At 72.0% G+C, this 12622-nt stretch carries 12 protein-coding genes; 5 read left to right on the plus strand and 7 right to left on the minus strand.

Translation table 11 applies throughout. The features are described 5' to 3' along the window. Positions 1-81: 81 nt before the first annotated feature. The gene (locus tag QOL99_RS09990) at positions 82-1116 is read right to left on the minus strand and encodes a tyrosine-protein kinase family protein (protein WP_285523485.1); all 1035 of its coding nucleotides are present in this window, start codon (positions 1114-1116) and stop codon (positions 82-84) included. Positions 1117-2038: 922 nt separating this feature from the next. Between QOL99_RS09990 and modA the strand changes: the two genes are divergently transcribed. The 5 genes from modA (at position 2039) to QOL99_RS10015 (ending at position 7381) form a co-directional block, all read left to right on the plus strand. Beyond that, positions 2039-2827, plus strand: coding sequence for a molybdate ABC transporter substrate-binding protein (modA, locus tag QOL99_RS09995; protein WP_285523487.1), 789 nt, complete (start codon positions 2039-2041; stop codon positions 2825-2827). 10 nt (positions 2828-2837) lie between these two features. Continuing rightward, positions 2838-3635, plus strand: a complete 798-nt coding sequence (locus QOL99_RS10000) for an ABC transporter permease (RefSeq protein ID WP_326522584.1) — start codon at positions 2838-2840, stop codon at positions 3633-3635. A 635-nt stretch (positions 3636-4270) separates the two neighbouring features. After that, positions 4271-5677: a replication initiator protein A gene (locus QOL99_RS10005; RefSeq protein ID WP_285523489.1), complete on the plus strand. Its 1407-nt coding sequence runs from the start codon at positions 4271-4273 to the stop codon at positions 5675-5677. A gap of 37 nt (positions 5678-5714) precedes the next feature. After that, on the plus strand, positions 5715-6506 hold the full coding sequence (locus QOL99_RS10010) for a ParA family protein (RefSeq protein ID WP_285523491.1): 792 nt from the start codon (positions 5715-5717) through the stop codon (positions 6504-6506). Continuing rightward, a complete protein-coding gene (locus QOL99_RS10015; protein WP_285523493.1) occupies positions 6503-7381 on the plus strand; it encodes a ParB/RepB/Spo0J family partition protein in 879 nt (292 codons plus the stop codon). The genes QOL99_RS10010 and QOL99_RS10015 overlap by 4 nt, the downstream gene beginning before the upstream one ends. A gap of 25 nt (positions 7382-7406) precedes the next feature. On the opposite strand, the gene QOL99_RS10020 is transcribed toward QOL99_RS10015, so the two are convergent. The 6 genes from QOL99_RS10020 to QOL99_RS10045 form a co-directional block, all read right to left on the minus strand. Beyond that, positions 7407-8057 (minus strand): MBL fold metallo-hydrolase, encoded by a 651-nt coding sequence (locus QOL99_RS10020; RefSeq protein ID WP_285523494.1) that lies wholly within the window; start codon positions 8055-8057, stop codon positions 7407-7409. Continuing rightward, complete coding sequence (locus QOL99_RS10025; RefSeq protein ID WP_285523496.1) at positions 8054-8773, minus strand: HAD family hydrolase; 720 nt, start codon at positions 8771-8773, stop codon at positions 8054-8056. The genes QOL99_RS10020 and QOL99_RS10025 overlap by 4 nt, the downstream gene beginning before the upstream one ends. A gap of 33 nt (positions 8774-8806) precedes the next feature. Then, positions 8807-9358, minus strand: a complete 552-nt coding sequence (locus tag QOL99_RS10030) for an inorganic diphosphatase (RefSeq protein WP_285523497.1) — start codon at positions 9356-9358, stop codon at positions 8807-8809. Positions 9359-9381: 23 nt separating this feature from the next. Then, a complete protein-coding gene (locus tag QOL99_RS10035) occupies positions 9382-10104 on the minus strand; it encodes an ABC transporter ATP-binding protein (protein ID WP_285523499.1) in 723 nt (240 codons plus the stop codon). Next, entirely contained in the window at positions 10101-11879 is a 1779-nt protein-coding gene (locus QOL99_RS10040; RefSeq protein WP_285523501.1) for a branched-chain amino acid ABC transporter ATP-binding protein/permease, read from the minus strand. Before QOL99_RS10040 ends, QOL99_RS10035 begins: the two co-directional genes overlap by 4 nt. Further along, positions 11876-12622 (minus strand): branched-chain amino acid ABC transporter permease (locus tag QOL99_RS10045; protein WP_285523503.1); only part of this gene is annotated, 747 nt, incomplete at its 5' end. The genes QOL99_RS10040 and QOL99_RS10045, both read right to left, overlap by 4 nt.

The following is a 12622-nucleotide window of genomic DNA, read 5'->3' on the forward strand; positions in this document are numbered from 1 at the left end:
CGTGGGCGAGCAGCGCCCGGCCCCGGTCGACGAACGCGGCGAGGTCCACCGCGCTGCCTCCATTCACCGTGCTGCCCCCGGTCACGGCGCGACCTCGGCGGAACGCTCGGCGCGGCCCAGCGAGGCGTAGGCGTAGTCACCGCCCGAGGTCACGTCGCGGTAGCGGTTGACCACGAAGCCCAGCAGGCGCACCCCCAGCCGCCCGGCGTCCTCGACCAGCCGCTCCAGGGGAACGCGGGGGGCCGAGGCGTCGGTCACCAGGATCATGCCGTCGAGGCGCCGGGCCAGCGCGAGCGTGTCCGCGATCTTGAGGGCCGGGGGCGTGTCGAGCAGCGCGAGGTCGTAGCCGGGCAGCAGGCGGCGAATCTCGGCCTCGAACACCGCCGGGTCCAGCCGGGTCGCCCGCGACGAGAGCAGGGACACCCCCGGCGCCACCTCCTCCCACAGCCGGAAGTCACCGCCGAGTTCCTGCGGCGCCGCCCCGCTGCCGGTCAGCCAGTGGGTCTCCTGGGTGCGCCGGAAGACGTCCGCGTCCACCACCAGCACCCGCAGACCGTGACCCGCGAGGCTCAGCGCCAGCCCCGCCGTCAGGGTGCTCTTGCCGTCGGCCACCCCGGCGCTGGAGACCACCAGCGCGGGCCGCTCACGCCCGGCCAGTTCGGACAGCACGCCCACCCGCACGAATTCGAGCTGCTCGTGAAAGAGGCCCTGCCGCACCCAGCCCAGCCCGCCCCGCGCTCCCCGGCGGCCCGGCAGCGGCGGCAGGGTGCCCAGCACGGGCAGCCCCAGGCCACGCAGGTCCTCGGGGCCGCGCACCCGTGGGCGCAGGCTGTCGAGCAGCGAGAGCCCCAGCACCCCGAACAGCAGGACCGCCCCGAACACCAGCAGCGCGTCGCGCCCTGGCCGGGGCGCGACGGGGCTTTGCGGCCGGACCGCCTCGGCCAGCGCCGAGAGCGTGCCGCTGACGGTCTGCTCCAGCACCTCGACCTGCTGCAGCCGCTGCACCACGTCCCCGCGCAGCCGTTCGAGGGTGCGCTCGTCGAGGGGAGTGGGAGCCGCCGCGATGCGGGCGGTCAGGTCGTCGCGCTCGGTGATCAGATTCTGCCGGGCCCGCACGANAGCGCCGAGAGCGTGCCGCTGACGGTCTGCTCCAGCACCTCGACCTGCTGCAGCCGCTGCACCACGTCCCCGCGCAGCCGTTCGAGGGTGCGCTCGTCGAGGGGAGTGGGAGCCGCCGCGATGCGGGCGGTCAGGTCGTCGCGCTCGGTGATCAGATTCTGCCGGGCCCGCACGATGCCCCCCAGCGCCCGCTGCCGGTCCCACTCCAGCAGTGCCCGCGCAAAGGCGTCGGCGCCCCCCTGGGCCAGTTGCGCGGTGGGAGCCCGCACCGCGACCTCGTAGACCCCCACGAAATCCTGATTGACCTCGGCACTCAGCTCGACGCTGCGCCCTTCCCCGGCGCTCGCCTCCGCCTGCAGGGTGTCCAGCAGCTCACGCCGCGCGGGGGAATCGGGCTCCGTCCGGCGCACCTCGGCCAGTGCTGAGCGCCACACCGCCGGGGAGCGCAGGGCCCGTTCCACCACGGCGGGAGGCAGCGGCGGGGCCGTCACCAGCGTCTGGAGGATCACCGAGTTGCCGCTTCCGGGGGGCAGCGCCGCCAGGCTGGCCGTTCCCTGGTACACCGCCGGGCGGCTGCCCGAGAGCAGGTAGGTCAGGCCCGCGAGCAGCAGGGCCGCCGCGAGCAGGGGAAGGGCGGCGCGGCGCAGTACCCGCAGCAGGGCAGTCAGGTCGAGGTCCTTGGGCTGGTCAGTCGGCATGGGGGTCCTTGGGGTGGGGGTCCGGGCTGGGAGGATGCGGGGCAAATCGGCCGTCATGCTACCCCGTCCGCCGCCGCCGCCCTTCATGCTTTTGGGACAAACCGGCGGCGGCTCCTCATCTGCTCGTCACGTGACGAGCACCCCTGGCCTGCCCCCACGGCCCGCGTCCGATTGGCCCGCGCCCGATTGACGCCCCGGGGTGGGCGGGCTAGCTTCGGCCCATGCGCAGACTGTCCGGGCCAGGGCTTTCCTTCAGGCGGGCACTGCTCGCCGCCCTGATCCTGGTCACGGCAGAGGCAGGGGCGGCCCGGCTCACGGTCTTCGCAGCGAGCAGCCTGACCGACGCCCTGGGCGAGATCGGCCGGGTCTTCGACTCCCGCACCGGGCACCAGACCCGCTTCAGCTTCGCCGGGTCGTCCAGCCTGCGCACCCAGCTGGAGCGGGGAGCCCGGGCCGACGTGTTCGCCAGCGCGAGCCTGGGCCAGTACGCACCGCTGCGGTCGCAGGGTCTGGCCGGGCCACACACTCTCTTCGCCCGCAACCGTCTCACGGTGCTGACCCCGGCGGCGCGGCCCCTGATCGGCGGTCTGGCGGGGCTGGCGCGGCCCGGGCTGCGGCTGATCGTGGCCGGACCGGGGGTGCCTGCCGGGGAGGCCACCGCCCGGACGCTGAGCCTGATGGACGCCTCGGGGAACTATGGCCCGGAGTTCACCCGGCGGGTGCGGGCCAACGTGGTCAGCGAGGAACCCAATGTGCGGCAGGTCGCCCTCAAGGTGGGTCTGGGGCAGGCCGACGCCGCCTTCGTGTACCGCTCGGACCTGACGCCGGGGCTGCGGGGCAAGGTGCGGACCTATTCCCTGCCGGACAGCGTCAACCCGCCCGTCGCGTACCCCATCGGGGTGCTGAAGGGGAGCCGCGAGGCAGAGGCCGCAGCGGCGTTCATCCGGTTCGTGCGTTCGCCGGAGGGCCAGCGCATCCTGATCCGCTGGGGCTTCTTGCCCGCCCCGTGATGCCCGCCCCGTGAGCCGTGCCCCGGCCCCGCACCCGGTCCCGGTGCTGCTCAGCGCCCTGATGGTGGGGCTGCTGCTGCTTCCGGTGTTCGCCCTGCTGCTGGAGGCCCTGACTCCGGCGCTGGGGCGCACGCTGCAGTCGGCGGCGGTGCGGGACGCCCTGCGGGTGAGTGCCCTCACGACGGGCGCGGCCCTCGCCGTGACGCTGGCCCTCGGCACGCCGGTCGCCTACCTGCTGGCGCGGCGGCAGTTCGTGGGCAAGGGCCTGTTCGACGCCCTGCTCGACCTGCCGATGGTCCTGCCCCCGGTCGTGGCGGGGGTGGCGCTGCTGCTGGCCTTCGGGCAGGGCGGGCTGCTGGGGCGGCCGCTGGAGGTGGCGGGCGTGGACCTTGCCTTCACGCCGGGGGCGGTGGTGCTCGCGCAGGTGTTCACGAGTGCGCCCTTCTACGTCCGGGCCGCCCGTGCGGGCTTTCTGGCCTTTGACCCCGACGTGGAGGGGGCCGCGCGGGTCGACGGAGCGGGGCGCTGGGCGCTGTTCCGGCGGGTGACGTTGCCCCTGGCCTTTCCATTTCTGCTGGAGGGAGCGGTGCTGGCCTGGGCACGGTCCCTGGGCGAGTTCGGGGCCACCCTGCTGTTCGCGGGCAGCCTGCAGGGCGAGACGCGCACCGTGCCGCTGGCGATCTACAGCGCCGCTGAGAGCGACCTCGCCCCGGCGCTGGCCCTGAGCGCCCTGATGGTGGCTCTCGCCTTCGGGGTGCTGCTCACCCTGCGGCTGATCGCGGGGCGGCGGATTACCCCCGCGCAGTGAGGGGAGGAAACAGGCGAACGTCCGCGCAATGTACCCACCTGCGAACCCAAAGAGGCCCAAAGAGGGATGACCCAGGGGCTCTGCCGACCACCCCCAGATAGGGGACTGGAGGCGAGAGTGCCACACCCATTTTCCCGGTTCAAAGTAGCGATACCTTTGGTCCCTTTTGGCCCCAAAATCGAGTGATCCAAATTACAAAGCGGATGTTTTGGACTCGAGTCCAACTAGCGATACCTTTGGTCCGTTTCCGGAGCGGTCTGGGTTTCTTGCGTCTGGGACGCACTTTCTTACTAGCGATACCTTTGGTCCGTTTGGCGAAAAACTAGCGATACCTTTGGTCCGTTTGATTTTTGGAAACTAGCGATACCTTTGGTCCGTTTGCCCTGTTTTTGTCGTCCGAGCGGGCCTTTTCGCAATAATGAGAATGAAACGGCCCTAAATCCGTACTCCGAGCCCGGAATAGCGATACCTTTGGTCCGTTGGGGGTCAAAACTAGCGATACCTTTGGTCCGTTTGGGGTCTAAATAGCGATACCTTTGGTCCGTTTTTTCCGAAAAATGTTGTCTGGGACGCAAAGTGGGGTCCGCCTTGTTGTTGTTCTTTTATATCTTTTACAAAGAAAGGAACAACACACCATGCGTCCAGCGAAAAAAACCAACCCGGTCACCCTGCTCGACGAACGCAACATCGCCCGTCTGGGCATCGTCAGCATCCAGACTCGCCTGAGTTCCGAGACCCGCTGGACGAGCGAGTTCCAGATCGCCGATCGCCGCTTCCGGGTCGAGGGCCGTTCCGCCGACGGCCGCCCGCGCGGCGGGGACACCAACGTCATCCTCGGGATCGAGACCCTGTTCGCCCAGAAGGGCATGCCCGAGGACAACTGGCTGCACACCTCGGCCTACGAACTGCGCGAGGCCAGCTTTCTGGTCAACAACGGCAAGAACTACCACCGCCTGCGCGAGTCGCTGCTGCGGCTCTGGTCGACCGGGTTCATCGTGAGCGAGGGCTGGGTGGCCGACACCGGCCGCACGACCTGGGCCAACCAGACCCTGCGCCTGATCGACCGCATCACGTACTGGGACCAGAGCGAGGGCGCTGACCCCGATGCCGACCGTGCCCGGCAACTCGTGCCCGACGCGACCCTCAGCATCAAGCTGGGGGATCAGCTTGCCGCGAGCATCCGGGCCGGGTACACCCAGGCGCTCGACGGGCGGCTGCTGCACCAGATCGAGCAGCCGCCTGCGCGGGCGCTCTACCGGCTGCTGGAAGCCCACCGTTACCGGGAAACGGGCGTGCGGGCCGACAGCGTCACGGCGGGGCTGGACGACTGGCGGGCCGCCTGCGGGATCAGCGAGGGCAAGCCGTCGCGGGTGATCCGCACCCTGGAAGAAGCCCATCAGGAGCTGATCGCGCAGGGCTACCTGGAAAGTGTGGAGACGGGCGGCGGGCGGGGAGCCACCCAGATCACCTACCGCTTCCGGACCCAGGACACGCCGGACCCCGCCCTGGTGCAGGCGCTGCGCGAGGCGGGCGTGTCGGCCCCCCGCGCCAACGTCCTCGCCAAGCAGTATCCCGACCGGGTCGAGGAGGCCATCGCCTTCCTGCGGCTGCGGCGCAGCACCAGCCCCACGCCCATTCGCAATCCTGGCGGCTTGATCGCCGATGTTCTGGAGCATCCCGAGAAGTACATCCTGCCGGAGGGCGCGGCCCAGTTCCCCCCCACCGACGCCGGGGAAACCCGTGTTCGGCAAGAAAGGCAACAGGAGGCCCAGGAACAGGCCGCGCAGCAGCAGTTCGAGGTAGAGCAGCAAGTCCTCCTCGCTCTGCCTCCTGGGGGCCAGTGGGAGGCGGCAGAGGCCACATTGAGAACCCTGCTGCGCCGCCGGTTGCGTGAGGGCGAGTGGACGGCCCTGGAAACCGCCTGCAAGGCCGGGACGCTCTCGGCCACCAGTCTGGTGCGCGAGGCCAGCACCCACGCGGCGCGGGGAGCCCTTCCCGAGTTCGTGGGAGACCTGCGCGGGCGGCTGGCGGCAGGGGGATGAGGCCCGCCCCCACGCGGCGCAGGGTAGGCTGGGCGGGATGCGGACGCTGACCTTCTTCAACCACGCGGGCGGCGTGATGAAAACCAGCCTCACGCGCGACGTGGGCCACGCGCTGGCGCGGTCGGGGTTGCGGGTGCTGCTGGTGGACCTGGACCCGCAGGCCAACCTCACCGACTGGCTGGGCGTGACCGGCGTGGGGCAGGAGCAGACCGTCTTCGCCACCGCCACCCGGGGCGAGGCGCTCCCCTCCCCCGTGCGGGTCCACGGCCTCGCCCTGATTCCCAGCGACGTGTCGCTCGCGCTGGCCGAGGGGCAGATGATGGGCGTGGTGGGGGCGCACCTGCACCTGCGTCAGGGCCTGCAGGCGGTCGCCGGGGAGTACGACGTGGCGCTGATCGACAGCCCACCCAGCCTGGGGCAACTCTCGATCCTGGGGGCGCTCGCCGCCGATCACCTGATCGTGCCGGTCCCCACCCGTCAGAAGGGCATGAACGCGCTGGCGGGCCTGTCCGAGGCGATGGCGACCTACCGCAAGCTGCGCCCGGACCTGACGGTCGCCCTGTACGTGCCCACGCTCTACGACGCCCGGCGCTCGCACGACCGCGAGGCACTGACGGCGCTTCAGGGAATGCTGCGGCCCCTCGCCAGCCCGATTCCCGACCGGGGCGCGGTGTGGAACGACAGCGCGAGCGCGGGCCAACCCGTGGGGGTGTACGCGCCGGGCTCGCCCGTGCACCGCGACGTGGAGCGGGTGAGCGCCGAGATTGCCGGGGCGGTGGGGCTCCCCTTTCCCGGCCCCGCCGTGCCCGACGGACGGGGGGACGCGTGACCCGCCGCCCCCGCCCGGCGATCGGTGCCCGCCTCAGCGGCCTGGTGGAGGGCGTGGAGGCGCTGGGGCAGCCCGCCACGACGACCCTGCCGCTGGATGCCCTTCAGCCCGGCCAGTTCCAGCCCCGCGTGCAGTTTGCTCCCGGGGGCCTGGAGACGCTCGCCGCCAGCATCCGCGAGCAGGGCATCTTGCAGCCGCTGCTGGTGCGGCCCCTCTCCGGCGGCCGTTTTGAGATCGTGGCGGGCGAGCGCCGCTGGCGGGCCGCGCGGCTGGCCGGGCTGACCGAGGTGCCCGTGTTGCTGCGCGGCCTCAGCGACGAGGGGGCGCGGCTGGCGGCGGCGGTCGAGAACCTTCAGCGCGAGAACCTCAACCCGCTGGAGGAGGTCCGGGCCCGCCTGCAGGTTGCCGCCGCCACCCTAGGCCTGACGCCCGGCGAGGTGGTCCCCCGCCTGTTCGCCCTGGACCGTCGCCCGGAGGACGATCCGGGGGCCGTGGAGCGGCTGGACACGGTGTTCGGGGCGTTGGGGCGCGAGAGCTGGCGGTCGTTCGTGAAAAACCGTGCGGCGCTGCTCTCGTTGCCGGGGGACCTGCAGGCGGCCGTCGAGGGTGGGCTGGACTACCGCAAGGCCCTGGTGATCGGGCGGGTAGACGACCCCCGGCGCCGCGCCGAACTGCTGGAGGCCGCTGCCGACGGGGCCACCGTGCAGGCCCTCCGGGAACAGGTGGCCCCGTCCCCTCTCACCGACCCCGACCCGGTGCGGACCGTCGCCCGCCGTCTCACGGACCGCCGGACCCTGGCCGCCCTCGACCCCGCCCGCCGCCGCAAGCTGGAGCGGCTGCTGGGCCAGATCGAGGCGCTGCTGGACGGCAACTAGCCCCTGCTCGTCACGTGGCGAGCAGTTACGCTTCTGGGTCCCGCTCCGCCCGCCGCTGCACTTGCTCGGGCGTCAAGGGAGCGCCGTGGCCCGGCAGCACCAGCCGGGGGGCGAGGTCCACGATGCGCCGCAGAGTCCGGACGGCCTCCTGCTGGTCGGCGTTATAGGCCGCGCGGGGCAGGTGCGCCCCGGCCGGGCCGCCCACCACCGCGTCCCCCGCCACGAGGACCCCGCCCCGCAGCAGCCCGATCTGCCCCGGCGTGTGGCCGGGCAGCGCGACCACCTCCCAGCCCATCACCTGCTGGCCGGGCCGGATGGACCCCAGGGCCCCCGCCGGGACCTTGGGATGCAGGCGCGAGACCACCCGGCCAACCTGCGGACGGCCCGCCGGATACGGGAGGTCGTGCGCCTCGCCTGTCAGGTAGGGGTGTTCCGGGGCGTGGGCGAGCACCGGCAGCCCACGCCGCGCCGCGAAGGGCGCCCCGCCCGCGTGGTCGATGTGGTGGTGGGTCAGCACCACCGCGTCCGGCCGGAACCGCGCCAGCACCCAGGCTAGCCGGGGCAGGTGGGCCAGGGTGCCGGTATCCACCAGCAGCCGACCCTCCGGGCTGTCCAGCAGGTAGACGTTGGCGTAGAGGGGAAAACGCCGGACAGAGGGCGGCAGCGGCGGGGTCACCCGAGGTCGTCCTCCGCCTGCCGCTCTGCCGCCTCCAGCGCCGAGCGCAGGACCCCGCCCCCCCCCGGCACGACCGCGTAGTCGCACAGGGCCAGGAAGGCCGCGTCGCCCGCCGCCGCGCTGACGCCCAGCCGCAGGGTGACGTCTTCAGGCAACTGGTTCAGCACATAGTTCACGGCGCTCTCGGGGTTGAGCTCGCGGGGAAGCACAATCAGCTCGGCGGGGTCCTCCAGCAGCCGCAGCTCGCCCGCGAAGGGCCCCTCCTCCAGCCATGCCCGCCACTCCCGCGCCGCTGCCGCCAGCGCCGGGGCCACCCCGTAGGGATGCCGCACGGTCACGCGCAGGGGCAGGCCACCGCGCTCATGCAGCGCGGCCTCGGTGCCGAGTTGCCCCAGCATGCCGATGTGCTCCGCCGCCTGGTGCGCCAGCCGCAGGGCCTCCCCGCTCCCCGCCAGCGTCTCGCGGGTCAGGCGACGCCACGCCGGGTCCTCCTCGCCGTCCGGGGTCACGATCACGGCCCCGTGCCGCAGGATCTGCCAGGAGGTGAACAGGGCCGGGACCTCCAGCAGTTCCTCCTCGTCCATGCCGGTCACGGGAATCCACTCGGCCCCGGCGCTCAGCAGGTCCGCGAGCGCGGCGGGAGCCTCCGCTCGTCCGGGGTCGTCGGGACCGGAACGGATGAGGAGTCCGGCGGGATTGACGAAGGCCACGATCATGGGGGGCACTCTACGCCCCGCGCCCGCCTCCTCTCAGCGTGGGCGCGGGGCAGGGCGCTCCGGAAAGGCCGCCGCGTACCGCTCCATCCCCCGCCGCACCGCTGCCTCGGCCTCCTGCCGCCCGCCGATATGGGCGACCCGCACGTCCCGCTGCAACTGGTCCTGATAGACCTCGAAAAACCACTTGAAACGCTCCTGATCGTGCTCCGGCAGGTCCCCGAAGGTGTGGAAAGCCTCGCAGGACGGGTCGTCCACATGCACGCAGATCAGCTTGTCGTCGATCTGGCCCCGGTCCTCGAGCTTGACCACCCCGATGGGCCGCGCCCGCAACGCGGCGAGCGGCACGACCGGATTCTGCATGACCACCAGCGCGTCCAGCGGATCGCCGTCCTCGTCCAGCGTGCGCGGCACGAAGCCGTAATGCGCCGGGTACGGCACCGGCGGCGTCAGGATGCGGTTGACGGCCAACACGCCGTACTCGCGGTCGAGTTCGTACTTGGTGGTGTCTCCACGCGGGACCTCGACCACCACGCGCAGCAGCGCGGGCGGGTTGTCGCCGGGGGGCAGGTCATGCCAGGGGTGCATGGGGCAGAGGATAGCGGTCCCCCCTACCCTCCCAGGTAGCTCGCCCCCAGCGACTTGTCGCGGGCCAGCTCGTGCGCGGGACCGCTGAGGCGCACCTGCCCGGTTTCCAGCACGTAGCCCCCGTCGCTGATGGCGAGGGAAGCGCGGGCATTCTGTTCCACCAGCAGGACCGTCACCCCCTCGTCCCGCAGGGCCTGCACGATGCGCAGGATGTCGCGCACGATCAGGGGCGCGAGGCCCAGGCTGGGTTCGTCGAGCAGCAGCAGGCGGGGCCGCGCCATCAGCGCCCGGCCGATCGCCAGCATCTGCTGCTCGCCGCCGGAGAGGGTGCCCGCGAGCTGGCGGCGGCGTTCCAGCAGGCGCGGAAAACGGGCATACACGCCGTCCAGATCGGCCCGCCACCCACCCCGCCGCCGGGTGTAGGCCCCCAGTTGCAGGTTGTCCGCCACCGTCATGGACGCGAAGAGGTCCCGGCGCTCGGGGACCAGCGTGATGCCCCGCGCCACCCGCGTTTCCAGCGGCACGCCCCGCAGCGACTCGCCCGCGTACAGCACCTCGCCCGCCGAGGGGGTCAGCACGCCCATCACCGAGTTCATCAGCGTGGTCTTCCCCGCCCCGTTCGCCCCGATCACGCTGACGATGTGTCCGGCGGGTACCTCCACACTCACGCCGCCCAGCGCCTCGATCCGGCCGTAGCGGGTGTGCAGACCCCGGACTTCCAGCAGGGGCGGTGTCCCCGGCGTCATGCGACCTCCTCCCCGGTCACGTCCACGCCCAGGTACGCCTCGCGCACGGCGGGGTGGGCACGGATCTCGGCGGGAGTGCCCTCCGCGAGCTTTTCCCCGTGGTTCATGACCACCAGCCGGTCCACCAGCCCCATCACGAGGTCCATGTCGTGTTCGACGAGCAGCACCGTCACCCCCCCGTCCCGCAGCCGCCGCAACAGGGCCGCGAGTTCCATCTTCTCGCCGTAGCGCAGCCCGGCGGCGGGTTCGTCGAGCAGCAGCAGCGTGGGGTCGGCCACCAGCGCCCGGGCCACCTCCAGCACCCGCTGCCCCCCCAGCGGCAGGTTTCCGGCGAGCGTGTGCGCCTGTTCGCCCAGCCCGACCCGCTCCAGTTGCCGCAGCGCCTCGTGTTGCAGCGCCGCTTCCTCCGCCCGCTCCAGGTGCAGCAGGCTCGCCAGCATCCCCGCCCGGCCCCGCGCGTAGCCGCCCATCATCGCGTTGTGCAGCAGCGACAGCTCGGGCAGCAGGTGGACGTCCTGGAAGGTACGGCTCAAACCCAGCCGGTGAATCTGCCCCGAGCTCAGCCGGGTGATGTCGCGGCCCATGAAGCTCACCCGCCCCGAGGTCGCCGGATTTACCCCGGTCACGAGGTTGAACAGGGTGCTCTTGCCCGCCCCGTTCGGCCCGATCAACCCCAGGATTTCCCCGGCCCGCAGCTCGAAGGACACGCCCCCCACCGCCCGCAGGCCGCCGAACTGCTTGACCGCGTGCTCGACCGAGAGGAGCGGCGTGCCCGGCACGGGCTTCTCGCGGGCGGGGAGGCGGCCCCGTTCGGGCAGCAGCCGCACCGGGGCCTGCGGCAACACCCGCTCCAGCAGCGGCCACAGGCCCCGCCGCGCGAACTGCAGGGTCAGGATGACCAGCACGCCGAACACGATCACCTCGAAGTTGCCCTGTGCCCCGATCAGCCCCGGCAGCACGTCGCGCAGCCACTCACGCAGCGCCGTGATCAGCCCCGATCCCAGCAGCGCCCCCCACACGTACCCCGAGCCGCCCACGACCGCCATGAACAGGGACTCGATCCCCGCCTGCAGGCTGAAGGGCGTGGGATTCACGAAGCGCTGGCTGTGCGCGTACAGCCACCCCGCGAGTGCAGCCATCCCCGCCGCGAGGACGAACACCTGCACCCGCAGCCGGAAGGTGTCCACCCCGAAGGCCTCCGCGACGAGCGGGCCACCTCGCAGCGCCCGCATCGCCCGCCCGGTGCGGCTGGAGAGCAGGAACTGGGCGCCCAGCGCGGTCAGCCCCAGCGCCAGCAGGGCGAGGTACGCGAAGGTGCGCGGCGAGGTGAGGTCCAGGCCGAACAGGGACAGGGCCGGAATGTTCGTCAGCCCGGTAAAGCCCCCCAGCGCGGGCGTGTTCCCGAAGACGTAGTACAGGCTCATGCCCCACGCGATGGTCGCCAGCGGCAGGTAGTGCCCCTGCATCCGCAAGGTCATCAGGCCCAGCAGCCACGCGATCAGGCCGGTGACGACCAGCCCGGCGGGGAGTGCCAGCCAGGGGCTCCAGCCCGCCCCGGTCGTCAGGACGGCGGTGGTGTAGGCCCCCGCCCCCATGAAGGCCGCCTGCCCGAAGGAGGTCAGCCCCACGATGCCCGTCAGCAGCACCAGTCCGACGGCGACCGTGGCGAAAATCAGGATGTTGACCAGCAGCGTGACCTGAAACAGCGGCAGGACCAGCGGCAGCGCGAGCGCGAGGGCCACTGCGACGACCGACAGAATGAACCGCGCGTTCATTCCTCGTCCTCCGGGATGTGGCGGGTGGTCAGGCTGCGCCACAGCAGCACCGGCAGGATCAGCGTGAACACGATGACCTCCTTCCAGGCCGAGAGGCTGAAGGAGGCGAAACTCTCGATCAGGCCGACCAGCAGCGCTCCCGCCGCCGCGAGCGGGTAGCTCACCAGCCCGGCGATGATCGCCCCGATAAAGCCCTTGAGGCCGATCAGGAAGCCCGAGTCGTAGTTCATCGCCACCCTGGGGCCGATCATCATGCCGCCTGCGGCGCCGATCAGGGCCGCCAGCGTGAAGGTCAGCATTCCCGCCGAGGCCGGGCTGATGCCCACCAGCCGGGCTCCCAGGTGGTTGACGGCGGTGGCCCGCAGCGCCTTGCCCACCATCGTGCGCTCGAAGAAGAAGTACAGCCCCAGCATCAGCACCGCCGACAGCAGGATCACCAGCAGGCTCTGGTTGCTCAGCGTGACCTGTCCCACTGTCAGATTGCCCCCCGCGAAGGGCGGCGTGCGCGATCCCTCCGGCCCGAAGAAGACCAGCGCCAGCCCCGTCAGCGCGAGGTGCAATGCGACCGAGGCGATCAAGAGCACCAGGACGGTGGCGTCCCGCAGCGGCTGGTAGACCGTGCGGTACAGCAGCGGCCCCAGCGGGGCGACCAGCGCCAGCGTGAGCAGCGCCTGCGCCCACAGCGGCCACCCCAGCGGCGCGGCCCACGCGGTCAGTGCCCACACCGCGGCCCCTGCCCCGGC

The organism is Deinococcus rhizophilus (assembly GCF_030271215.1).
Classification (GTDB): Bacteria; Deinococcota; Deinococci; order Deinococcales; family Deinococcaceae; genus Deinococcus; species Deinococcus rhizophilus.